The sequence below is a fragment of the Stenotrophomonas sp. NY11291 genome (assembly GCF_023277365.1).
Lineage (GTDB): Bacteria > Pseudomonadota > Gammaproteobacteria > Xanthomonadales > Xanthomonadaceae > Stenotrophomonas > Stenotrophomonas geniculata.
Genome location: NZ_CP096975.1, coordinates 4,764,366 through 4,788,131, shown reverse-complemented (window position 1 = coordinate 4,788,131; position 23,766 = coordinate 4,764,366). Strand labels below are relative to the sequence as shown.

General features: G+C 68.0%; 20 protein-coding genes. 15 read left to right on the top strand and 5 right to left on the bottom strand.

Annotated features, from left to right (window positions below; all coding sequences use genetic code 11):
- The first annotated feature begins 2 nt into the window (after nt 1-2).
- The 9 genes from M1L61_RS22360 (at nt 3) to M1L61_RS22320 (ending at nt 9,652) form a co-directional block, all read left to right on the top strand.
- Complete coding sequence (locus M1L61_RS22360; RefSeq protein ID WP_049413136.1) at nt 3-1,253, top strand: NAD(P)/FAD-dependent oxidoreductase; 1,251 nt, start codon at nt 3-5, stop codon at nt 1,251-1,253.
- Nucleotides 1,241-1,798, top strand: a complete 558-nt coding sequence (locus M1L61_RS22355; protein WP_191862644.1) for a DUF3261 domain-containing protein — start codon at nt 1,241-1,243, stop codon at nt 1,796-1,798. The genes M1L61_RS22360 and M1L61_RS22355 overlap by 13 nt, the downstream gene beginning before the upstream one ends.
- Nucleotides 1,795-2,979 carry a beta-ketoacyl-[acyl-carrier-protein] synthase family protein gene (locus M1L61_RS22350; protein WP_019336778.1) on the top strand — a complete coding sequence of 395 codons (1,185 nt, stop codon included), beginning with the start codon at nt 1,795-1,797 and terminating at the stop codon, nt 2,977-2,979. The genes M1L61_RS22355 and M1L61_RS22350 overlap by 4 nt, the downstream gene beginning before the upstream one ends.
- A complete protein-coding gene (locus M1L61_RS22345; protein WP_248854143.1) occupies nt 2,976-3,431 on the top strand; it encodes a hypothetical protein in 456 nt (151 codons plus the stop codon). Before M1L61_RS22350 ends, M1L61_RS22345 begins: the two co-directional genes overlap by 4 nt.
- A complete protein-coding gene (locus tag M1L61_RS22340; RefSeq protein WP_006401885.1) occupies nt 3,428-4,159 on the top strand; it encodes a 3-ketoacyl-ACP reductase FabG2 in 732 nt (243 codons plus the stop codon). The genes M1L61_RS22345 and M1L61_RS22340 overlap by 4 nt, the downstream gene beginning before the upstream one ends.
- Nucleotides 4,159-5,397: a beta-ketoacyl-ACP synthase gene (locus M1L61_RS22335; RefSeq protein ID WP_248854142.1), complete on the top strand. Its 1,239-nt coding sequence runs from the start codon at nt 4,159-4,161 to the stop codon at nt 5,395-5,397. The genes M1L61_RS22340 and M1L61_RS22335 overlap by 1 nt, the downstream gene beginning before the upstream one ends.
- A gap of 62 nt (nt 5,398-5,459) precedes the next feature.
- Nucleotides 5,460-5,900 (top strand): hypothetical protein, encoded by a 441-nt coding sequence (locus M1L61_RS22330; protein WP_010482305.1) that lies wholly within the window; start codon nt 5,460-5,462, stop codon nt 5,898-5,900.
- Nucleotides 5,901-6,060: 160 nt separating this feature from the next.
- Entirely contained in the window at nt 6,061-6,321 is a 261-nt protein-coding gene (locus tag M1L61_RS22325) for a YcgL domain-containing protein (RefSeq protein ID WP_010482302.1), read from the top strand.
- Nucleotides 6,314-9,652: an ankyrin repeat domain-containing protein gene (locus tag M1L61_RS22320; RefSeq protein ID WP_197601857.1), complete on the top strand. Its 3,339-nt coding sequence runs from the start codon at nt 6,314-6,316 to the stop codon at nt 9,650-9,652. The genes M1L61_RS22325 and M1L61_RS22320 overlap by 8 nt, the downstream gene beginning before the upstream one ends.
- A 75-nt stretch (nt 9,653-9,727) precedes the next feature.
- Here M1L61_RS22320 and M1L61_RS22315 read toward each other — a convergent pair whose 3' ends face one another.
- Nucleotides 9,728-11,506: a monovalent cation:proton antiporter-2 (CPA2) family protein gene (locus tag M1L61_RS22315; RefSeq protein ID WP_248854141.1), complete on the bottom strand. Its 1,779-nt coding sequence runs from the start codon at nt 11,504-11,506 to the stop codon at nt 9,728-9,730.
- A gap of 346 nt (nt 11,507-11,852) precedes the next feature.
- Between M1L61_RS22315 and mgtE the strand changes: the two genes are divergently transcribed.
- Both mgtE and M1L61_RS22305 read left to right on the top strand, forming a co-directional pair.
- Complete coding sequence (gene mgtE, locus M1L61_RS22310; RefSeq protein WP_043399545.1) at nt 11,853-13,223, top strand: magnesium transporter; 1,371 nt, start codon at nt 11,853-11,855, stop codon at nt 13,221-13,223.
- Nucleotides 13,224-13,310: 87 nt separating this feature from the next.
- Nucleotides 13,311-16,031 (top strand): bifunctional acetate--CoA ligase family protein/GNAT family N-acetyltransferase, encoded by a 2,721-nt coding sequence (locus M1L61_RS22305; protein ID WP_100447061.1) that lies wholly within the window; start codon nt 13,311-13,313, stop codon nt 16,029-16,031.
- 73 nt (nt 16,032-16,104) lie between these two features.
- Here M1L61_RS22305 and M1L61_RS22300 read toward each other — a convergent pair whose 3' ends face one another.
- A complete protein-coding gene (locus M1L61_RS22300; RefSeq protein ID WP_053443712.1) occupies nt 16,105-16,485 on the bottom strand; it encodes a YbjQ family protein in 381 nt (126 codons plus the stop codon).
- A 98-nt stretch (nt 16,486-16,583) separates the two neighbouring features.
- Here M1L61_RS22300 and M1L61_RS22295 point away from each other — a divergent pair, with 98 nt between their 5' ends.
- A complete protein-coding gene (locus M1L61_RS22295) occupies nt 16,584-17,285 on the top strand; it encodes an alpha/beta hydrolase (RefSeq protein ID WP_248854140.1) in 702 nt (233 codons plus the stop codon).
- Here the strand turns inward: M1L61_RS22295 and M1L61_RS22290 are convergent.
- Nucleotides 17,248-18,024, bottom strand: coding sequence for a YdcF family protein (locus M1L61_RS22290; RefSeq protein WP_100447059.1), 777 nt, complete (start codon nt 18,022-18,024; stop codon nt 17,248-17,250). The genes M1L61_RS22295 and M1L61_RS22290 overlap by 38 nt on opposite strands.
- 270 nt (nt 18,025-18,294) lie before the next feature.
- Between M1L61_RS22290 and M1L61_RS22285 the strand changes: the two genes are divergently transcribed.
- Both M1L61_RS22285 and M1L61_RS22280 read left to right on the top strand, forming a co-directional pair.
- Nucleotides 18,295-18,726, top strand: coding sequence for a hypothetical protein (locus M1L61_RS22285; RefSeq protein WP_238582425.1), 432 nt, complete (start codon nt 18,295-18,297; stop codon nt 18,724-18,726).
- 12 nt (nt 18,727-18,738) lie between these two features.
- Complete coding sequence (locus M1L61_RS22280; protein WP_100447057.1) at nt 18,739-20,484, top strand: ATP-binding protein; 1,746 nt, start codon at nt 18,739-18,741, stop codon at nt 20,482-20,484.
- Nucleotides 20,485-20,552: 68 nt separating this feature from the next.
- On the opposite strand, the gene dkgB is transcribed toward M1L61_RS22280, so the two are convergent.
- Together dkgB and M1L61_RS22270 are read right to left on the bottom strand one after the other, a co-directional pair.
- Nucleotides 20,553-21,362: a 2,5-didehydrogluconate reductase DkgB gene (gene dkgB / locus M1L61_RS22275; RefSeq protein ID WP_053443707.1), complete on the bottom strand. Its 810-nt coding sequence runs from the start codon at nt 21,360-21,362 to the stop codon at nt 20,553-20,555.
- An 85-nt stretch (nt 21,363-21,447) separates the two neighbouring features.
- Complete coding sequence (locus tag M1L61_RS22270) at nt 21,448-22,662, bottom strand: MFS transporter (protein WP_248854139.1); 1,215 nt, start codon at nt 22,660-22,662, stop codon at nt 21,448-21,450.
- Between the two features lie 105 nt (nt 22,663-22,767).
- Between M1L61_RS22270 and M1L61_RS22265 the strand changes: the two genes are divergently transcribed.
- Nucleotides 22,768-23,670 (top strand): LysR family transcriptional regulator, encoded by a 903-nt coding sequence (locus tag M1L61_RS22265; protein ID WP_049454144.1) that lies wholly within the window; start codon nt 22,768-22,770, stop codon nt 23,668-23,670.
- Nucleotides 23,671-23,766: the final 96 nt, after the last annotated feature.

Here is a 23,766-nt window from a genome sequence, read left to right as displayed (position 1 = left end):
CGATGAATACTGCTGTGGATGCTGTCGAACGTACTGAGATCCTGATCATCGGTGCCGGCCCGGCCGGCTCCGTGGCTGCGGCGATGCTGCGCCAGCAGGGCCGCCAGGTGCTGATGCTGGAGCGTCAGCAGTTCCCGCGCTTCTCCATCGGCGAAAGCCTGCTGCCCCAGAGCATGGAATACATTGAAGCCGCCGGGCTGCTGCAGGATGTGGTCGAGGCCGGCTTCCAGTACAAGAACGGCGCCGCTTTCGTGCACGGCGAAGCGCGTACCGCCTTCGACTTCCGGAAGAAGTTCTCGCCAGGCTGGGGCACCACCTACCAGGTGCAGCGCGCCGACTTCGACAATGTGCTGGCACGCGGTGCCGAGCGCATGGGCACCACGCTGCGTTTTGGTGATGAAGTGCTGTCGGTCGAACCCGGTGAACAGCCCACGGTGAACGTGCGCCGCCCGGATGGCAGCGAATACCGCATCGAAGCCGACTTCATCCTCGATGCCTCCGGCTTCGCACGCCTGCTGCCGCGCCTGCTGCAGCTGGAATCGCCATCCAACTTCCCGGTGCGCGGTGCGATCTTCTGCCACGTGCGCGACAACATTCCGGCCGAAGCGGACTTCGATCGCAACAAGATCCTGATCACCACCCACCCCGAGCACGTCGACGTCTGGTACTGGACGATCCCGTTCTCCAACGGCTGCTGCTCGCTGGGCGTGGTCGCCGAGCCGTCGTTCTTCGAGCGCTACGAGGGTGACGACCTGCAGAAGCTGCAGGCCATCGTCGGCGAGGACCCCAACCTGACCCGCCTGCTGGCCAACGCCGAATGGGCGGTGCTGCCGGTGCGCCGCATCACCGGCTACTCGGCCAACGTCCGTTCGCTGTGGGGGCCCGGCTATGCCCTGCTGGGCAACGCCGGCGAGTTCCTCGACCCGGTGTTCTCGTCCGGTGTGACCATTGCCTTCAAGTCCGCGCAGCTGGCCAGCGAATGCCTGGCGCGCCGCTATGCCGGTGAAACCGTCGACTGGGAAGCTGAATTCTCGATCCCGCTGCGCGCCGGCGTGAAGACCTTCCGCCGCTTCGTCGAAAGCTGGTACGAAGGCGGCTTCCAGAAGATCATCTACCACCCGCAGCAGCAGCCCGAAGTGCGCGACATGATCAGCTCCATCCTGGCCGGCTACGCCTGGGACACCAACAACCCGTATGTGGCCGACGAAAGCGGCCGTCGCATGCGCGTGCTGGAGGAATTGTGCAGCGCCTGATCTTCCGTACTGCGGCCCTGCTGCTGTGCCTGCTGCTGGCCGCCTGTGCCGGGCGCATGCCCAAGCCACAGGTGGAACTGCCGCCGCTGCGCCTGTCGCCGGCCAGCCTGCCGGCGCCGCTGGCCCTGCAGCAGCAGCTGCATTTCCGCTTCGGCAGCCATGAGCGCGACCTCGACGCGCTGCTGGAGGCCGACGCGCAGCGGGTGCAGCTGGCGGTGCAGGCGATGGGCCAGACCGGCGTGCGCCTGCAGTGGGACGGCCAGCAGCTGACCCAGCAGCGCGCGCCGTGGCTGCCGCCGCAGGTACGTGCCGAGCGTGTGCTGGATGACCTGCAGTTCGCGCTGTGGCCGACCGCGGCCATCGCCGCCGCGCTGCCGGCCGACTGGCAGGTCAGCGACGACGGCCTGCAGCGCAGCCTGTCGCGCGACGGCACGGTGTGGCTGCTGCTGCAGCGCCTGGACGATGGCAGCGTGCAGCTGGACAACCGTGCCGAAGGCTATGCGCTGCGCATCGAATCGATCGATATGGCCGGACAGGACCGATGAGTGCACCGATCTACCTGAACGACCTGGGCGTGGTCTGCGCGCTCGGCGATGGCCGCACTGCGGTCGCGTCGGCGATGTTCGCCGATGTGCCGGGCGGGCTCAGCGACAACGACAGCCTGCTGCCGGGGCGCACCCTGGCGCTGGGAGAGGTCCGCACGCCTCTGCCGGCGCTGGAAGACCTGCCGGTGGCCCTGCGCGGGCGCAACAACGCCCTGCTGGACGTGGCGCTGGCGCAGATCGCACCGGCGGTGGCCGCGGCGATTGCCCGCCATGGTGCCGAGCGCGTGGCGGTGGTGCTGGGCACCAGCACCTCGGGCATCGGTGAATCCGAGCAGGCCCTGCGCAGCCACGCCGAACAGGGCCAGTGGCCGCAGGGCTTCGATTACGCCCAGCAGGAAATGGGCACCGCTGCGCAGTTCGTGCGCCAGCGCAGCGGCGCACAGGGACCGGCGTGGACCCTGTCCACGGCGTGTTCGTCCAGTGCCAAGGCACTGATGTCAGCCGCGCGCATGCTGCGCGCCGGCATCGTCGATGCGGTGATCGCCGGTGGTGCCGATTCGCTGTGCCGCTTCACCGTGGCTGGCTTCAGCGCGCTGGAATCGGTGTCGGCGGCACGCTGCAACCCGTTCTCGCAGCACCGCGCCGGCATCAACATCGGCGAAGGCGCCGCGCTGTTCCTGCTCACCCGCGAGCCCGGCCCGGTGTGCCTGGCGGGGTGGGGCGAATCGGCCGACGCGCACCACATGTCCGCTCCCGACCCGCAGGGGCTGGGTGCCATCGACGCGCTGCAGCAGGCGCTGCTGCGCGCAGGCTGGGGCGCCGACGAAGTGGATTACGTGAACCTGCATGGCACCGCCACCGGGCACAACGATGCGATGGAAAGCCTGGCGGTCTCGCAGGTGCTGGGCAACAGCGTGCCAGCCAGTTCGACCAAGCCGCTGACCGGCCACACGCTGGGTGCCTCGGGCGCGATCGAGGCCGCGCTGTGCTGGATCCTGCTGGCCGAGAACCCGCAGCAGCAGCTGCCGCCGCACTGGTGGGACGGCGTGGCCGACCCCGCGCTGCCGGTGTTGCCGCTGGTCGCACCGGCCACCCGCCTGGCGCAGCCGCCGCGACGGGTGCTGAGTAATTCGTTCGCTTTCGGCGGCAGCAACGCCGTGCTGGCACTGGAGCGCCGATGAACACGCTGTACGCGATCGAAGACGTGGTGCCGCACCGCCAGGACATGTGCCTGCTGGAGCGCATCATCCGGTGGGACCAGGACACCCTCGAGGCCGAACTGGTGGTGCCCGAGGCCGGCCTGTTCGTGGAGAACGGCGAAGTGCCGGCGTGGGTCGGCATCGAATACATGGCGCAGGCCATCGCGGCCTGGGCCGGCTGCCGCGCGCGTGCGGGCGGCAAGCCGCCGCAGCTGGGCTTCCTGCTCGGCAGCCGCCGCTACAGCAGCGCGCGCAGCAGCTTCCCCGCCGGTTCGCGGCTGCGCGTACAGGCGCGCTGCGAGCTGTTGGGTGACAATGGATTGGGGATGTTCGCCTGCCGCATCCTGGCAGGTGAGGACGAATGGGCGACAGCCAACGTGTCGGTGTTCGAACCGGCCGACGCGATGGCCTATCTGGAGAGTGGACAGGCATGACAGGGAATCGAAGCGTGCTGGTGACCGGCGCCAGCCGGGGCATCGGCCGGGCCATCGCGCTGCGCATCGCGCGTGATGGCTTCGACGTGGTGGTGCATTGCCGCAGCCGCCTGGAAGAGGCACAGGCCGTGGTGGCCGAGATCCATGCACTGGGCCAGCAGGCCCGCGTGCTGGCGTTCGACGTGGCTGACCGCGAGGCCGCACGCGCCGCGCTGGAGGCCGATGTCGAGGCGCATGGCGCGTACTACGGCGTGGTCTGCAACGCCGGCATCGCCCGTGATGGTGCTTTCCCGGCACTGTCGGCCGAGGATTGGGACCAGGTCATCCACACCAACCTGGATGGCTTCTACAACGTGCTGCATCCGCTGATCATGCCGATGGTGCGGCGGCGCAAGCCCGGCCGCATCGTCACCCTGTCGTCGGTGTCCGGACTGGCCGGCAACCGCGGCCAGGTCAACTACAGTGCCGCCAAGGCCGGCATCATCGGTGCCACCAAGGCCCTGGCGCTCGAACTGGCCAGCCGCCAGATCACCGTCAACTGCGTGGCTCCGGGCCTGATCGAGACCGAAATGCTCAACGATGAAGTGATCGAACACGCGCTCAAGCTGATTCCCGCTGGCCGTGTCGGCCGCCCCGACGAAGTGGCGGCGACGGTGGCGTTCCTGCTGTCCGAGCCGGCCGGCTACATCACCCGCCAGGTGATCTCGGTGAACGGGGGCATGCTCTGATGGCCGCCGATCGTCGCGTGGTGGTTACCGGTGCTGCGGCCATCAGTCCGCTTGGCCACGACTGGCCCACCATCGAAGCGCACCTGCGCAGCTGCCGCAATACCGTGCGCACGATGCCCGAATGGGATGTCTATGCCGGCCTGAACACCAAGCTGGCCGCGCCGGCGCAGGACTTCGAGCTGCCGCCGAACTACAACCGCAAGACCACCCGCTCGATGGGCAAGGTCGCGGTCATGTCGGTGCGCGCCACCGAGGTGGCGCTGCGCGAAGCCGGCCTGCACGAGCATCCGGTACTGCGCAGCGGCCGTACCGGCGTGGCCTACGGCTCGTCCTCGGGCAGCCATGAGGCCACCGGCGAATTCGGGCGCATGCTCAACGAATTCACCACCGAAGGCATCAGTGCCACCACCTACCTGAAGATGATGAGCCACACCGCGCCGGTCAACATCGGCGTGTTCTTCGGTTTGTCCGGGCGCGTCTACACCACCTCCAGCGCCTGCACCTCGGGCAGCCAGGGCGTGGGCGCGGCCTATGAAGCGATCCGCAGCGGCAAGCAGACGGTGATGGTGGCCGGCGGTGCCGAGCAGCTCGATGCCACCGCTGCGGCGGTATTCGACACCCTGTTCGCCACCAGCGTGCGCAACGATGCGCCGCAGACCACGCCGCGCCCGTTCGATGCTGGCCGTGATGGCCTGGTGCTGGGCGAGGGTGCCTGTACGCTGATCCTGGAAGACCTGGAGCACGCGCAGGCACGCGGTGCCACCATTCTTGCCGAGGTGGTCGGCTACGGCACCAACAGCGACGGCCAGCACGTCACCCAGCCCAGCGCCGACACCATGGCCCAGGCCATGCGCCTGGCGCTGGAGGATGCGGGCCTGGAGCCGGCGCAGATCGACTACGTCAACGCCCACGGCACCGCCACCGATCACGGCGACATCGCCGAGACCCAGGCCACCGCGCAGGTGTTCGGCAGCCGCATGCCGATCAGCTCGCTGAAGAGCTATGTCGGCCACATGCTCGGCGCCTGTGGTGCGTTCGAGGCCTGGATGAGCATCGAGATGATGCGTGCTGGCTGGTTCGCGCCGACCCTGAACCTGGCCGAGGTCGACCCGCGCTGTGGCCAGCTCGACTTCATCACCGGCCAAGGCCGCGAACTGCAGGCCGAGTACGTGATGAGCAACAACTTCGCCTTCGGCGGCATCAACACCTCGCTGGTGTTCCGCCGCTGGCGCGAGTGATCCACCGCCCCACCGCCGCTGTTCCCGCAACCTACCCGCACCCTCGACAAGGAGATGTTCCGATGCGCCGCACCCTGATGATCGCCACGGCCACCGCACTGCTGGCCCTGGCCTCCACCGCTTCTGCCCGCGATACCCGCGTGGAGCAGTCCCTGCAGGAACTGGTCAGTTCGCAGGCTGCCAAGGACGCCGGCATCGACGGCAGCGTCCGCTTCTACCTGGCCGGCCAGCCGGTCAGCGTGCAGCAGCGCCTGGGCGAAGACGTGACCAACAAGAAGACCAACGCCGCCAACAAGAGCGATGCCGAGGCCTGCCGCTGGGTCGCACTGTCGGCGCTGCGCGCGCTGCAGGACGGCGCCAAGTCGCGCGGCGCCAACGCCGTGGTCGACATCGTCAGCTACTACAAGAAGAACGAGTTCAAGAGCAGCACCAACTACGAATGCTACGCCGGTGCGATCCTCGCCGGCGTCGCGCTGAAGGGTACCTACGCCAAGGTCAAGTAAGCGCCTGCGTGGTGCCGGCCGTGGCTGAACGCCGCCGCCACATTGCTGAACCCCGCCGGGGAAACGCCGTCGATCACGCCGTCATCGTCGGCTGACGGCTTTCCCCGGTGTCGGCTTTCCGACACAATCATGGCTCTTCCCGGGTTATCGTCCCGCGGACATGCACGCCTACGTCTATAAAAGCCAACTCAAGCCGGACACCTACGTCTACGTTCCCCGTCGCGATGATTTCAGCGCGCTGCCTGCGCCGCTGCTCACCTCGCTGGGGACGCTCGCCTTCGTCCTGGACGTGGCCCTGGATGCCCAGCGCCGCCTGGCCCAGGCCGATCCGGAAAAGGTCCGCAGCGAAATGAGCGAGCGCGGGTTCTACCTGCAGGTGCCGCCGTCGGTGGCCAGCCTGATGCCGCGCCACTATGACTGACACGTCCCGTCCGCGCGCCCTGTCGGTCGCCTTCGCCGTGGGCGCCGTGCTGGCGCTGGGCGCCGCCGTGGGCGGCGTTCCAGGCGCCATCCTTGCTGCACTGGCGCAGCCGGCGTTCGCGCTGGGTGTGTCGTGGTGGCGGCGCAGCCGCGCGCTGCTTCCGCTGAAGGTGGTCGCGCGCCAGGACCTGCCGGCGCTGCTGGCGTTGTGGACGGCAGCGCCGTTGTTGCTGGCGCTGCTGCTGGCCTGGCCGTTGGCCGCACTGCGTGACAGCGGCAGCCTTGCGGCGGTGCTGGGCCTGAGCGTGCTGGTCAGTGCCGGCCTGCTGGCGGCCTGGCGCACCTGGCCGCTGTGGAACGATGTCGAACGCCTCGATGGCAGCCTGGCCCAGCACTGGCAGGCGCTGGCCGGGCGCGACCTGACCGCCTGGCGTGGCCTCGGCGTGGCCGCGCTGGTGATCGCGCTGGCCGCGCTGGTGGTGCTGCCGGCCTGGCCGGGCCTGCTGCCGGAAAGCGCACGCTGGCCTGCCGCACTGGCGGTGATGCTGTTGTCTCCAGTGCTGCACCTGCTGCTGCAGCGGGTCGCGCCGGCACCGCTGGTGTCGCTGCGCGCGAGCCCGTTGGCCACCGCCGGCAACGAGCACGAACCGATGTTCGCCGCCGCGGCCGAAACCGCGCCGCTGGAGGCGATGGCACCGCAGGAACTGACCCCGGCACTGTATGAAGCCGCCCGCCATGGCCGCATCGACCGGGGCCTGCAGCTGCTGCAGGCCGGTGCCGATCCGTATGCGCTGCCGGACCCGAACTGGCGCGACCAGCGCAGCCTGGCGGTGCTGGCGGCGGTGCTGCCGGACCTGCGCCTGCTGCGCGAACTGATCGCCCGCGGCGTCGATGTGAATGCGCCGCACCGGGGCATGACCCCGCTGCTGGCCGCCACCCGCGACAGCTGGCACGGCCGCCCCGAAGCGGTGATGACCCTGCTCGCCAACGGCGCCGACTCGCGTGCCGTCGACAGCGATGGCAACACCCCGCTGCACCATGCCGCGCGCAGTTCCGACCCGGGCGTGGCCGCGCTGCTGCGCGATGCCGCCGCCGAAGTCGATGCGTTGAACAACGAGGGCTGGTCGCCGCTGGCGGTGGCCTGCCAGGTCGGCAACTGGCGCCTGGCCCGCTTCCTGCTCGAACGCGGTGCGCGCAGCGAACCGGCCGAGGGCACGCCGGTGCTGCTGGCCGCCGCTGCCACCGAAGATGACGATCCGGCCGGGGTGCAGCTGCTGCTCAAGCACAAGGCGCGCGCCGACGCCCGCGATCGCCAGCGCCGCAGTGCATTGCACGAGGCGGCCCTGGCCGGCCACGTGGAGATCATCGGCGTGCTGCTCGGCGCCGGTGCCAATCTGGAAGCGCGCGATGCGCTGGGCCGTACGCCATGGCTGGAAGCGGCCCGTGCCGGTCGTGCCGCCGTGGTCGAGCATCTGCTGCCGCACAAGCCGGACCTGGTCGCGGTGGACGGCGAAGGCCGCAACGCGGTGCAGCTGGCGGCGATGGCCGAGGATGTCTCACCGCTGCTGATCAAGCGCCTGGTCGAACTGGGCATCGCCGCCGATGCCGCCGATCCGGTCGGTCGCCGTGCGGTGGACTACGCTGCCGAAGCCGGCCGCTGGGCGATCGTGGCTCTGCTGGACCCCTCCTATCCGTTGCCGGCCGCGGTCAGTGATGGCCTGGCCGAGCGCGGCGAAGCCGCCAGTGCCAGTGGCCTGCTGCCGGACCGTCCGCCGTTGACCCTGCTGCGTGAAGCGCTGGGCTTCGGCAACACCGAAGGCATGGCCGCGCTGGCCAAGCTGTGCCAGCCGGAAGAACTGGGTGGCCTGCTGCTCGATCCGGAACTGGCGCTGGAGCCGCGTGCGGTCGATTGGCTGCTGGCCCACGGTGCCGATCCCTACGTGCGTGACGCCTGTTCCGACACGCCGATGTTCGCGCTGTTGTCGCGCGGCATCGACGCGGTGCCGGCGCTGCAGGTCATGCTGCAGCGTGGCCTGTCGCCGGCCGGACGCGGTGGCCTGGCACGCTTCCTCGCCGCGTGTGCGCAGCACGACCAGGCCGCCCGTGGCCTGGAACAGCTGGCACTGGAACTGCTGGAACGTGGCGCCGATCCGTTCGCCGCCTCGCCGGCCGGTGATCCGCCGCTGTCGCTGGCGGTGCGCCTGGGCTGGCTGCGCCTGCAGCAGGCCCTGCTCAAGGCCGGTGTCGATCGCGAAGCGCGCGACAGCCATGGCATGACCGCATTGCATCTGGCCACCGCATTGGCCCGCGAAGGCGCGCTGAAGCTGCTGGTGCAGCACGGTGCCTCGCCGGAAGCCCGTGCCGCCGACGGCCAGACGCCGCTGGGCGTGGCGCTGTCGATTGGTCGCCGCGATCTGGCCGACTGGCTGGACTGGCGGGTATGGCCGTTGCCGCGCCGCACCCTGCGCGAGGCCGATCTTCCGGCCGCCGCGATGGCTGGTGACGTGGATGCGGTGCGCCGCCTGATCGATCTGGGCTTCGCCGTCGACGCGGTCGATGCGCAGGGCTGCACCGCGCTGCTGCGCGCCGCCGGTGGTGGCCATCTGGCGGTGACCGACCTGCTGCTGGCGCGTGGCGCCGATCCGCAGCACGCTGCGGCCAGTGGTGCCACGCCGCTGTCGGCGGCGGTCAGCATGCGCCAGGTGGATATCGTCTCGGCCCTGCTCGACGCCGGCGCCAAGCTGGAACACCGCCTGCCGGGTGGCGTGACCGTGCTGATGCTGGCCTCGGCGCTGGGCCTGCCGGACATCGTCGCGCGCCTGCTCACTGCCGGTGCCGACGTGCATGCCGGTGATGCGCAACAGCTGGGCCCGCTGCACTGCGCCGCACTGTACGGTTTCAGTGCCCGCGACCGCTCGCGCCTGCTGGCCCTGCTCGACACCCTGCTGCTGGCCGGTGCCGAACCGGACCAGGCCGCTGCCGGTTCGGTGACGCCGCTGCTGCTGTTGCTGGGTGCGCGTGCCGAGCCGGGTACCGCCTGCGACGAGCAGGTGGTGATGGCGGCGGTGGAGCGCCTGCTGGATGAAGACGTCAGCCTGGACGTGCGCGATCCGCGCGGTTTCGGCCCGCTGCACCTGGCCGCGCTGCATGGCCTGCCGCTGCTGGTGCAGCGCCTGCTGCGTGCCGGTGCCGATCCGGAAGTGCGCGACAGCCTCAACCGCAGCCCGCGCGAGATCGCGGTGATGCGTGGCTTCATCGACGTGGCCGGTGAGTTCGAACCGCGCGTGCCGGGCGTTTCGTCGATGGCGCGGTTCCTGCGCGACAACGGCTGATTCCTGGAAAAGGGTCGTGCCGGCCGCTGGCCGGCAACCGCAATCTGTGGTGGGTGCCGACCGTTGGTCGGCCCCCTACTTGCCGTCGCTTTCCGCGTCGGCCTCGAACAGATGCATCAGGTCGTTGCGTGCATCGCGCGAGGTCTGGATCACCGCCGCCTCGTCGTCGTACACCAGATACTGGTCGCGCAGCAGCTGTTCGTCGTGCTCGCGGAAGCGCTGCACATGGCGTTCGGCAACGTCCGGTGCCACGCCCAGCGCGGTCAGCACGCGGCCGCTCATCTCCAGGCTGGTGCCGAACACTTCGCGGAACGGCTCGGCCGACATGTCCATCAGGCGCCACGCATGCTGGCGGTTGCGTGCACGCGCCAGCACCGTCGCGTCCGGGTACAGCCGACGCACCATGCGCACCGCGCGCAGGTTGGTCTCCGGGTCGTCCACAGTGATCACGAACACATCAATGTGCTCACCGCCCGCCGCACGCAGCATCTCCGGCCGGGTCGGGTCGCCGTAGTAGAGCTGGTTGCCGAAGCGGCGCAGGTCGGCCACGGTGTCCGGGTTCGCTTCCAGCGCGACGAACGGCACCTTCTGCGCGGTCAGCAGGCGCGCGATCACCTGGCCGAAACGGCCCATGCCGGCGATCAGCACCTTCGGCCGATTGTCCGGCGCCACCTTGTCGGCCTCGGCGGCCTGGCGCGGTGCGGCCTTCTCCTGGCCGAGCAGCTTGAGCAGCGCAATCATCAGCAGTGGCGTGATCGCCATCGACAGGCCGACGATGGCCACCAGGCGGTCATGGTTGGCGTTGCCCAGCAGGTGTGCGCGCTGCGCTTCGTTGAACACCACGAAGGCGAACTCGCCGCCCAGCCACAGCACGCTGCCCAGCAGCAGCGACTGTCGCGAACTGAGTTTGGCGATACGCCCGATCACGTAGAGCAGGCTGAACTTGACCACCAGCAGGATCGCCACGCCGGCAGCGATCAGCCACGGCTCGGCCGCGATGCGGTCCAGATCGATGCCCATCCCCACCGCGATGAAGAACAGGCCCAGCAGCAGCCCCTTGAACGGCTCGATCTGCGCTTCCAACTCGTGCCGGAACTCCGAATCGGACAGCAGCACGCCGGCCAGGAACGCGCCCAGGCTGGGGCTGAGGCCGGCTTCCTGCATGAACCAGGCGGTGCCCAGCACCACCAGCAGTGCCGTGGCGGTGAATACTTCCGGGCTGCGGGTGCGCGCGATGATGCTGAACACCTTGCGCAGCACCGGTCGCCCGCACAGGATCACCACGGCCAGCGCACCGAGGGCCACGGCGGCGTCTTCCCAGCGCAGGGTCTCGTTCTTCACCCCGCCCAGCAGCGGGATGGCCGCCAGCAGCGGAATCGCGATCAGGTCCTGGAACAGCAGGATGGCGAACCCGAGCCGGCCATGGTCGCTGTTGATCGCCTTGTGCTCGGACAGCAGCTGCAGGCCCACCGCGGTGGATGACAACGCCAGCGCCACGCCCACCACCAGCGCGCTTTTCCATTGGAAATGGTCAAGCAGCAGCAGGCCGCCCAGCACCAGCCCGGACAACGCCACCTGTGCCGTGCCGGCGCCGAACACCGAGCGCCGCATCACCTTCAGGCGTGCCGGCGACAGCTCCAGGCCGATCACGAACAGCAGCATCACCACGCCGATCTCGGCGGCACCGAGGATGCGGTCGGCGTCCTGCACGAAGCCCAGCCCGTCCGGGCCCAGCACCACACCGGCGGTCAGGTAGCCCAGCACCGCGCCGAAGCCGAACTTCTTGAACACCGGCACGGCGATGACCGCCGCCAGCAGCAGCACCAGGGCCAGTTCCAGACCACCGCTATGCATGGGAATACCTGGTCATCGGCGGAGCCCGCTGTGCGTCCATTCGGGTGGGGGAAGGGGTGGCGAGTACCACCGCGTCATTATGCGCGCCGGCCTGTGTATGCACGAGAACAACCTGCCGGGCAGGCGCCCTGCGCACAGCGGCCGGGTTGACCTGCATGGCCCACGGGTCCAGACTGCCCGCCGCTGGCGGCGCGTCCGCCGGCACACGCATCCCGGAGTCCCCAACCCATGTCCAGCGACAGTAGAAGTCGACCTCGTTCGACGCCAGCGATGGCCACCGCCTGACATCGGGACGGTTTGCCTGCGTTGGCGTTGCGCGAGGTCGCACCCCCACAAGGCAAACCCGATGAACCAGAAGCAATTGCTGCGCCCGGTGGCCGATGCCGCCGCACTGGCCGCACCATTGGCGAACTACAACACCGCCGATGCGGTGGAATTCCTCAACACGCTGGAACTCGTGCGCGCTGCGGAAACGCTGGCCGCGCTGCCGTTGCCGCGTGCGGTGAAGATGCTGGAGGCACCGGAACTGCACCGCAGCGGCGAACTGGTAGCCGCGCTGCCGCCGGCCCGCGCCGCCGCCCTGCTTGGGCTGATGGCCGATGACCGTGCCACCGACATCGTCCACGAGCTGGACGAGGAAGAGCGCGCGCGGCTGATCCCGCTGCTGGGCACCGACGCCCGCCAGGCCATCCAGAAGCTGCTCAGCTACCCGCCCAACACCGCCGGCGCGCTGATGACCACCGAGTACGTGGCGGTACCCGCCAGCTGGACCGTGGCGCAGACCCTGCAGCACATCCGCCAGGTCGAGCGCACCCGCGAGACCGTGTACGCCATCTACGTGCTCGACCCGGCCAGCCAGCAGCTGCAGCAGGTGGTGACCATGCGCCGGCTGATCACCGGCCTGCCGGAGGAGTCGATCCTGGACGTGGCCCAGGTCAATCCGCCGGTGACGGTGGATGCGCTGATGGACCAGGAAGAAGTGGCGCGGCTGATCCGCCGCCACGACCTGCTGGCGATTCCGGTGGTCGATGCGCAGCTGCAGATGCTCGGCATCGTCACCGTGGACGACGTGCTCGATGCACTGATCGAGGAATCCACCGAAGACGCGCATAAGTTCGGTGGCATGGAAGCGCTGGACAAGCCGTACATGCAGATCGGCTTCTTCGAGATGCTGCGCAAGCGCGCCGGCTGGCTGAGCGTGCTGTTCCTGGGCGAGATGCTGACCGCCAGCGCGATGCAGCACTACGAGGACGAACTGGCACGCGCGGTGGTGCTGACCCTGTTCATTCCGCTGATCATGAGTTCCGGCGGCAACTCCGGCTCGCAGGCCACCTCGCTGCTGATCCGCAGCCTGGCGCTGCGTGAACTGCGCCTGCGCGACTGGTGGAAGGTGGCCATCCGCGAGATCCCGACCGGCATGGTGCTGGGTGCCATCCTCGGCTGCCTGGCGATCGTGCGCATCGTGATCTGGCAGCTGGGCGGCCTGCATGACTACGGCGAGCACTGGATCCTGCTGGCGATCACCATCGGCGCCGCGCTGGTCGGCATCGTCACCTTCGGTTCGCTGTCCGGCTCGATGCTGCCCTTCATCCTGAAGCGGTTCGGCTTCGACCCGGCCAGCGCCTCGGCCCCGTTCGTGGCCACCCTGGTGGATGTCACCGGCCTGGTGATCTATTTCAGCATTGCCGCGATGATCCTGCACGGCACGCTGTTGTAACAAAAAAAAGGGGACGGAGGGGATTAAGTCGTTTGTGGCACAAACGACTTAATCCCCTCCGTCCCCTTTTTTGGGTACCGTAGGCGCATGAGTACCTACCACCTGCAGTCTGTGTTCCGTCCGCAGTCGGTCGCGGTGATCGGCGGCAGCCCGCGTGAGCGTTCGGCCGGCCGTGCGGTGATGCGCAATCTGCGCGGCACCGGCTTCCCCGGCAAGGTGGCGTGGATCAACCCGCGGCATGCCGAGATCGATGGCATCCGCACGATCAAGCGGCTGAAGGACCTGGACTGGGTGCCCGACCTGGTGGTGATCACCGCACCGGCGGCGATCGTGCCGCAGGTGGTGCGTACCGCCGCCGAGCGCGGCGTGCAGGCGGCGATCATCCTCACTGCGCACCTGGGCGAAGGCCCGGGCTCGTTGTCGGAACAGGCGGAAACGGTGGCGCGCAAGCATGGCCTGCGCATCCTCGGGCCGCACTGCCTGGGCGTGATCGCGCCGCACGCGCGACTCAATGCCAGTATCGCCGCACATTTCCCGCAGGCAGGCGACCTCGCCCTGATTTCCGAATCCTCGGCGATCGCCGCCGCGCTGGTGGAGTGGGGCGTAGCGCGCTCGGTCGGCTTCTCCGCGGTGGTCTCGCTGGGCGACACGATGGACGTCGACTTCGGCGACCTGCTCGACTACTTCGCCACCGACTACCGCACCCGCGCCATCCTGCTCTATGTCGAGCAGATCAAGGACGCGCGCAAGTTCATGTCGGCTGCGCGTGCCGCCGCCCGCGCCAAGCCGGTGGTGGTGGTGAAGTCCGGCCGCGCCGAGCGCGTGCAGCCGGGCAGCCGCGATACCCATGTGCAGGCACTGGCCCGCGCCGACGACGTGTACGGCGCCGCGTTCAACCGTGCCGGCCTGCTGCGCGTGGGCGCGCTGGACGAACTGTTCACTGCTGCCGAATCGCTGGGGCGGTTGGGCACCTTCCCGGGCCGTCGCCTGGCGATTCTCAGCAACGGCGGCGGCGTCGGTCGCCTCGCCGTGGACCAGCTGATCGCATTGCGTGGCACCCTGGCCAACCTGTCCGACACCACGGTCGAAAAGCTGGACGCCGTGCTGCCGCAGGGCTGGTCGCGCAGCAATCCGGTCGACATCGTGGTCGACGCCGATGGTGACCGCTATGCCGCGGCCATCGAAGCGCTGCTGGCCGACAACGAGAACGACGCGGTGATGGTGGTCAACGTGCCGACCGCATTCACCTCGTCCGCAGACGCTGCGCAGGCGCTCACCCGCACGCTCGGCCTGCGTCCGCGCCATCATCGCGACAAGCCGGTGTTCGCGGTGTGGCTGGGCAACGATGACCAGGCCACTGCCACGCTCAACGCGGCGCGGGTGCCGACCTATCCGACCGAGGCGGAGGCAGTACGTGGCTTCCAGCATCTGGTGCGTTACCGCGAAGCGCAGAACGCCCTGATGGAAACGCCACCCAGCCTGCCGCAGGACTTCAATGTCGACGCGGCGGCTGCACGCGCGCTGGTCGATGCCGCGCTGGCCAACGGCCAGCAGTGGCTGGACCCGCTCGCCACCCATGAACTGCTCAAGGCCTACGGCATTCCGTCCGCACCGGTGATGCATGCGCGCGATGCGCACGAGGCGATGGACCTGGCGCAGCCGCTGCTGGAACGCGGTGCCACGGTCGCACTGAAGATCCTGTCACCGGACATCCCGCACAAGTCGGAAGTGGACGGCGTGCGCCTGAACCTGTCCACGTTGCCGGCGGTGCAGAGCGCGGCCAACGCGATCCTGTCGCGCGCACGCCAGCTGCGGCCGGATGCCCGCATCGATGGCCTGCTGGTACAGCCGACCATCGTCCGCCCGAAGGCACGCGAGATCATTGTCGGTATTGCCGATGACGCGACGTTCGGCCCGGTGATCGTGGTCGGCCGCGGCGGCACCGCGGTCGAAGTGATCAACGACAAGGCGCTGGCGCTGCCCCCGCTGGATCTACGCCTGGCCCATGAGTTGATCGGCCAGACCCGGGCTTCGCGCATCCTCAAGGCCTATGGCGATGTGCCCGCCGCCGACGAGCGCGCACTGGCGCTGGCGCTGGTCAAGCTGGCACAGCTGGCCGCGGACATTCCCGAAGTGCGTACGCTGGACATCAACCCGCTGCTGGTCGACAGCAAGGGCATTCTTGCCCTCGACGCACGCGTGGCGGTGGCGCCGTCGCGCATTCTGCACAAGGGCCGCGGTCATCCGCGCTTCTCGGTGTTCCCGTACCCGAAGGAGTGGGAGCGCACCATCGAACTGTCCGATGGCGGCCGCGCCTTCGTGCGTCCGGTGCGTCCGGAAGACGATGCGCTGTTCCGCGCATTCTTCGCCCGTGTCAGCGACGAGGACCTGCGCCTGCGCTTCTTCCAGTCGGTGAAGCATTTCAGCCACGAGTTCATCGCGCGCCTGACCCAGCTGGACTATGCGCGCTCGATCGCACTGGTGGCGATCGAGCCACGCAGCGGCGAAATGCTTGGCGCGGTGCGCCTGCACGCCGATGCCGATTACCACCGTGGCGAATACGGCATCCTGATCCGCTCGGACCTGAAGGGCCACGGCATCGGCTGGCGGCTGATGGCGATCATGATCGAGTACGCCAAGTGGCTGGGCCTGGACGTGGTGGAAGGCCAGGTGCTGCGCGAGAACAGCACCATGCTGGCGATGTGCCAGAGCCTGGGCTTCAAGACCAAACTCGATCCGGACGACCCGACGGTGATGGTGGTGACCCTGCCGGTGCAGCAGGTTGAGGTGCCCGAAACCCCGTTGTAGAGCCGAGCCCACGCTCGGCTGCCTTGCATCGCACGGGCGCGCCTGAGCCGAGCATGGACTCGGCTCTACAGTATCAAAGCACCGGCTCCACCACCACTGCCGTGCCATAGCACAGCACCTCGGTCAGCCCGGTCATCACATCGGTGGCGTCGTAGCGCATGCCGATGATCGCGTTGGCGCCCAGCTGCCGCGCGTGCTTGACCATGTCGCGGTAGGTTTCCTCGCGGGCCTGTTCGCACAGTTCGGTGTAGATGGTGATGTTGCCGCCGAACAGGGTCTGGATGCCGCCGAGGAAATTGCCGACGATCGAGCGCGAGCGCACGGTGATGCCGCGTACCACGCCGAGGTTGCGCACCACGCGATGGCCGGGCAGCTCGAAGGCGGTGGTGACCAGCGCATCGTCGAAACGCAGCGCGGGCGGGGACGTGGGGCTGCTGTTGTAGGGGTCTGCCATGGTCGCGTCCGTGTCGTAGAGTCGAGCTTGCTCGACTCTACAGTGCAATCACCCGTTGCGGCATGGTGCCGTCACCCCGCCGGCGCGACAATATCCCCATGACCGACCGTATCCCCCTGTTGCTGCTGCCCGGCCTGCTCAACGATGCCGAGCTGTGGCGCGCGCAGTTGGCCGACCTGGCCGACATTGCCGATTGCACCGTAGGCGACCAGACCCGCGGCGAGACCCTGCAGGCGGTGGCCGAGGACGTGCTCGCACAGGCACCGGAGCGCTTTGCGCTGGCTGGTTTCTCACTGGGCGGCTTCGTTGCCCAGCAGATCCTGCGCATTGCGCCGGAGCGCGTGCTGCAGCTGGCGCTGATCGATACCTCGATCCACGCCGATTCACCGGAACGTGCCGAACAACGCCGCAGCCAGCGCGCCAGCGCGCGCCTGCCGGGCAGGTTCCACGGCTTCGGCGATGCGCTGATGCGCAGCTACATCGACGCCTCGCGGCTGGACGACTACGTGCTGGTGCAGCGCGTGCGCGACATGACCGCCCGCCTGGGGGCGGAGGTATTCCTGCGCCAGAGTGCGCTGGAGCGGCGCGACGGCCATGACGTGCTGGCGGGTTACCGCGATCCGCTGTTGATCGTCTGCGGGGCCAACGACCGCATCACGCCGCTGGCGGTGAGCGAGGAAATGCATGCGTTGGTGCCGCATTCGCAGCTGGTGGTGGTGCCCGATTGCGGTCACCTGGCCCCGATGGAAAAGCCGGACGAGGTCAGTGCGGCGATGCGTGGGTGGCTGTCTGTGGATTGAAGGGGATCGGTGGCATCGGCGGTTCGTTCCACCCCAGTCTGTTGTAGGCGTGGTAACGAAGCACGCCGATGCGTTCGTGCAACATCACCTCGGCCAGCAGCAGGTTGAAGGTCGAGGGAAGCCATCCGGGCGTAGCGCGTAGCCGGTCGCTGGGCAGGCCTTCGGCAATCACGCCGAAATGCTGGAAATAGAGCAGGCTTCGCCTGAGGTGAAGACCCGAGGTCACGATTACCACGCGCGATGGATCGTGGCGGAGCATCGCGCTGCTGTTCCGGGCGTTCTCCCAGGTGTTGGCGCTGGCATCCTCCTGCTCGATGCGATCCATCGGCACACCCAGACGGGCCAGCTCGCGCGCGTAGACGTTGGCCTCGCTGGTCTTACGGTTTCGTGAGGCACCTCCGCTCACGATCACCCTGCAGGTCTCGTGCTTCTGCTGGCAGAGCAGATAGCGCTGCGCCGTAACCAGCAATCGGCTGTACCCCACCAGACCCGGGCTGGAGCCCTCGGCATGGTGCTCGATGCCACCGCCCAGCAGCACGATCGTTGTCTTCGGCCGATCTGCAGGTGTCGTGAATGCAGCGCTGGCCTGGGCCCGGTCGAGCATCCATTGCGTTATCGGGCCCGTTGCGCTGGACAAGGCCATCAGGGGCAGCACCGACAGGAGTGCCGCGGTGCGGAATCGGCGTGTGGCGATCAGTGCAGCACATGCCAGCAGAAGAAGAAGGGTAAACGCCAGCACAGTGCACCTCAGGAAAGTTTGAATGAATTCCGATGGCGCGGGGCCTTCGTTGTGTGGATGCTGGATGCCATGGATCTGAAGCGACTGTCACCCTCCGCAAGAGCGGGCGTCATTCTCGGCGGCGTATGGCTTGGATTAGGGCTGGGATACGTTTTTTCCGAGCGGTTTCCGGGTTTGTTCGCTCTCATTCATGAGCGGATGCAGTAGCGAATCGGGAAGATGCGTTGTCGCGAATGGCCCTGCACGAAATCGTATTTGGCCGGGAGCGACATGCACGAACAGGTCGCATGCGACATATGGCGGAGACGGATGCACGCAATCGATCGACGTGGCATGGCGGGAACGCAGGCGGCAGGCGCCGATCGCCCTGAGCTTGGCGAGCATTCAATGCTGAAGGTGATTGCCGCGGTGTCACCATGCGAGCTGCCGTCCTTTGTTGCTGCGTTGGACGAAGCGATAGCACGGTGGAGGGCGGAGTCTGCGAGTACGCCCAGCAGCGATCTGGATGCAGAACTGGCGCGCCTGCACGCGCTCAAGAGCATCACGTCGGCGCTGGGCAGCAGGCTGATCGCCAGCGCGTGCGACGACCTGGGTGAGTGCCTTCGATCGGGCGCGGCGACAGACCACATACGAAGCCGCTCCCAAGCCGTGGCGGTAGCTGCGCAGCGCCTCCTGCAACGTTCCATCGTTTCTCACAGGTGAAGGAATCCGGCCATGCCCCATGCACCCTCTGGTCTGCTCGATGCTGGCCCCGATGCACTGCTTCAGGCGGCCCGCTCACTGGAAATGAAACGACTTGCGCTGTTGCTGTCCTGGCTGCAGGAACCACGTGCCAGCCTGTCCAGGGTGGTATTGCAGGCACTGACCGTGCTGTGGTGCTGGCTCTGGATGGATGGACCACAACCCGTGCTGGCCAACGAGGCGGCGAAGGTGCTGCCTGCGTCGATTGCGCTGCTTGTTGCGTCCGTGGCATGGGCCGCATGGGTGAACCTCCATAAGGATCGCGGTGTGGCATGGCGCGACGCGGTGGGCCTGCTCCTCAGCCTGGTGATGGTGACGGTGCAGGTCGATGCAGCCTTCATTCTTCTGATGACGCTCAATGCAACGCTGCCCTTCCTGGTGATCGCCGCGACGGCCGCCTACGGGCGGAGGGCGATCGCACCGACCATCGCCGCAACGGCGCTGGGCCTGCTGTGGGCCGCGCCGGAGGGCTATTGGATCTCGCGACCTGCCTACCTGGCCTATGCCCTGGCGCTGACGATCCTGCTGCCGGCCGTGGTTGCCTCCATGGTTGCGGCCATGCGCGATATTGCGCTCCGTGCCGTCGCGTCGCGCGAGGCCCAGGGGCGGTTCATCGGAACGATGAGCCATGAGCTGAGGACGCCGTTGAACGCCATCATCAATGGCATCCAGTTGCTGGACATGGACGCCGCGACGCCGGCGCAGCGCAGTTCGTTTGCGATGGTGGCCCGGCAGGCAAGAGCGCTGCGGCATCGCATTGATGATGTCCTCGATGTGGCCAGCATCGAGGGTGGAACGCTGCGGCTTCGTCCTCAACCCTGTTCATTGGCGTCCGCGCTCGATGCGATGCAGGAAAGCTGCGCACCGGCTGCTGCGGAGAAAGGTGTACTGCTGACGGTGGAGGACTGCGATCCCGCAGTGTGGATGCTGGTTGACGCAGGCCGGGTCGAACAGGTGATCAGCAATCTTGTCTGCAACGGGATCAAGTTCAGCCCGGTGGGGGGCGAGACCCGCGTGTCCATTCACGCCTCCCGCATCGGTGAGCAATGGCAGGTGCGGGTGACCGTTTCCGACTCCGGGTGCGGTATCGACGAGAGCGACCAGGAGGCGATCTTCTCCCCCTTCGTCCAGGTGAGCGAGGGCGATGCCCGTTGCGAGCAGGGGGTTGGGCTTGGGCTCTACATCGTGCGACTGATTTCCGATGCCATGGGCGCGACGATCGAGGTGGGCCGCAGCACGTGGGGTGGCGCCTCGTTCCAGTGGTGCTTCACCGCTCCTGCCGTGATCGGCGAGGCAGCATCACCTTCGCTTGAGGCGGTGTTCAAGGCACATGCGGCGTCGGTACGATCCCTGCATTGCCTGCTGTTCGAGGATGTGGAAACCAACCGGCAGGTGGTCGAGCGGCTGATGGAATGTGCAGGTCATCGACTGAGTTGCCGGCACGACGGGCGCGATGCGCAGGCTGCGGTGGCGTCGCTTGCGCCAGACGTGGTGCTGCTGGACCTTCATATGCCGGGTTGCAGCGGTTGGGACGTACTTGAAGCGGTCGGCTCCAGAACGGACGGTCCGCCCATCCTGGTGATGAGCGCGGACACGCGTCTGCAGGTCATCGAGAGGGCGCGTTCAATGGGCGCCGCCGGCTTCCTGTGCAAACCGTTGGATGTGCACGAGGTGCTGCGGATGCTGCACGAGGTGGCGCCCCGGGGATCCAGTCTGTAGAGCCGAGCCATGCTCGGCTCCAGGGAGACGGCAGCCGAGCGTGGGCTCGGCTCTACAACAACGGGGCCTCAATCCCAGGCCGGCGCAATGCCTTCCGGGTTGGCCAGGCGGTGCCCACGATCCAGCTTGGCGATCTGCGCCATGTCTTCGTCGGTGAGGCGGATTGCTGCCGCTTCCAGGTTGCCCGACAGGTTCTCGCGCTTGGTCGAAGACGGAATGACCGAGTAACCCTGCTGCAGTGCCCAGGCCAGCGCGATCTGCGCGGGTGTGGCCTGGTGGCGGCCGGCAATGGCCTGGATCACCGGGTCCTTGATCACCTCGCCATAGGCCAGGCTCATGTAGGCGGTGATGTGGATGCCGTTGTCCTGCAGGAACTTCACCAGCAGGCGGTTCTGCAGGTACGGATGGATCTCGATCTGGTTGGTGGCGATCGCATCGGCGCCGAGGATCTCGATCGCCTTGCGGGTCTGTGCGATGGTGAAGTTGGAGATGCCGATCTCCTTCGTCAGGCCCTGTGCCTTGGCCTCGGCCAGTGCGGTCAGGTACTCCTCCATCGGCACGTCGACCTTGTCGTTCGGCGAGGGCCAATGGATCAGCGCCAGATCGACGCGGTCGGTGCGCAGCTTTTCCAGGCTGGTACGCAGGCTGGCCAGCAGCGCATCATGCTTGAACTCGGAGATCCACACCTTGGTGGTGAGGTACAGGTCATCACGCGGCACGCCGGACTCGGCGATGGCCTGGCCGACTTCGGCTTCGTTGCCATAGATCTGCGCGGTATCAACGGCGCGGTAGCCGACGTCCAGTGCATTGCGCACCGAGTCGATCACGGTCTGGTCCTTCAGGCGGAAGGTACCAAGGCCAAAAGCGGGAACGGTCATGGGAAGCTCCAAGGGGGAGGGAGTCGCAAAGGAAAGAGGGTAGGACAGGTGCCGTATGCATGCCGGCAACGCTGCATTGCATGAATCAATGCGCGGCCATGGCGATGCCATCGGCGCGATCATCGATGCCATCACGACGGTCCAGGCGGCCGCTGAGCACGGTCAGCGCATACGCGCCCACCACCACCAGCGCGCCCAGCCACGGCGTGTGCATCAGGCCGATGTTCTCCACCACCAGGCCGCCGAGCGAGGCGCCCAGCGCGATGCCGATGTTGAAGGCGGCGATGTTCAGCCCCGAGGCCACGTCAGTGGCCTGCGGCGCATAGCGCTGCGCCTGCTTCACCACGTACACCTGCAGGCCCGGTACGTTGCCGAATGCCACCGCGCCCAGCGCCAGCACCGTCAGCAGCATCAGCCAGGCGTTCCAGGCGGTGAAGGTGAGCGCGAACAGCACGATGGCCAGCAGCGCGAAGATGCGCTTCAGCGCGGGCACCGGGCCCATGCGGTCGGCCATGCGGCCGCCCCACAGGTTGCCGATCGCCACCGACACGCCGTACACCAGCAGCACCAGGCTGACCGCGTTGGCCGAGAAACCGGTGACGTCCTGCAGGATCGGCGCCAGGTAGGTGAAGGCCAGGAAGGTGCCGCCATAACCCAGCGTGGTCATCGCATAGACGAGCAGCAGGCGCGGCTGGGCCAGCACCGCCATCTGCTGGCGGAAGCTGGACGGGGCGCTCTGCGGTACGCTGCGCGGCACGAACAGCAGCGCGCCCAGCAGTGCGATCACGCCGAGCCCGGCCACCGCCAGGAAGGTGGCGCGCCAGCCCAGGTGCTGGCCGATGAAGGTGCCCAGCGGCACGCCGGTCACCAGTGCCACGGTCAGGCCGGTGAACATGATGGCGATGGCACTGGCGGCCTTCTCCTTCGGCACCACCGCGGTGGCGATGATCGAACCGATCGAGAAGAACACGCCGTGGGCCAGGCCGGTGAGGATGCGCGCGGCGATCAGCGACGTGTAGCCCGGCGCCAGGAAGGCGATGACGTTGCCAAGCGTGAACAGCACCATCAGCGCCACCAGCAGGGTCTTGCGCGGCACGCGGCCGGTCAGCGCGGTCAGCACCGGCGCACCGATGGCCACCCCGAGGGCATACAGCGAGACCAGCAGGCCTGCGGAGGGCAGGCTGACCTGCAGATCGGCGGCAATGGTGGGAATCAGGCCGACGATGACGAACTCGGTGGTGCCGATGGCGAAGGCACCGAGGGTCAACGCCAGCAGGGCGAGGGGAATGCCACGGATCATGGCCGGCTCCGGAGGGAAGGAAGGCGCGCAGTGTGCGCGGTGCACCTTTGCCGAAAAACCAGTCTTCACGCCAATCACTATTGCCGCTCAGTCAATAATGGCGGGATGAAGACCACTCTCGATGAAATGCAGGCCTTCCTCGCGGTGATCGACAGCGGGTCGATCAGTGCCGCTGCCGAGCAGCTGGGGCAGACGCCCTCGGGCGTGAGCCGTGCGCTGGGGCGGCTGGAGGACAAGCTGGGGATCACCCTGCTGACCCGCACCACCCGCCGCCTGCACCTGACTGCCGAGGGCGAGGCGTTCCTGCGCCATGCCCGGGCGATCATCGATGCGGTGGAATCGGCCGAGGAACAGATGGCGGCACGCCGCGAGCGCCCGGCAGGGCGCCTGCGCGTGGATGCGGCGATGCCGTTCGTGCTGCACGTGATCGCGCCGCTGGTGAGCGGCTATCGTGCGCGCTACCCGGAAGTGCAGCTGGAGTTGAACAGCTCCGACCGCTACATCGACCTGCTGGAGCGGCGCACCGATCTGGCGATCCGGATCGGGCCACTGGCCGACTCCACGTTGCATGCGCGGCCGCTGGGGCGGTGCCAGCTGCGGCTGGTGGCAAGCCCGGCCTACCTGGCTGCACACGGCGAACCGGCCAGCGTCGCCGCACTGGGCCAGCACACGCTGCTCAGCTTCAACGAGCCGGAGTCACTCAACCGCTGGCCGTTGCCCGGAGAGTCGGATGGGCTGCTGCTGGTGCGGCCGGACATCGCCGTGTCCAGTGGCGAGACACTGCGCCGTCTGGCGGTGGAAGGTGTCGGCATCACCTGCCTGTCCGACTTCGTCACCGATAGCGACCGCGCTGCTGGCACCCTGGTGCCGGTGCTGGCGGCGCAGACGCTGGATGTGTACCAGCCGATCCACGCGGTGTATTACCGCAACACGGCGGTGTCGGCGCGGATCAGCTCGTTCCTGGATTACCTGGGTGAAGCAATGGCGCAGAGCGGTTACCTGCGCTGATCGGATTCGGGTGGGTGCGGACCGTTGGTCCGCACTGCACCTGCCATCGCCCGACCAACGGTCGGGCGCTACCCATCTGACGCTGGCCGGCAACCG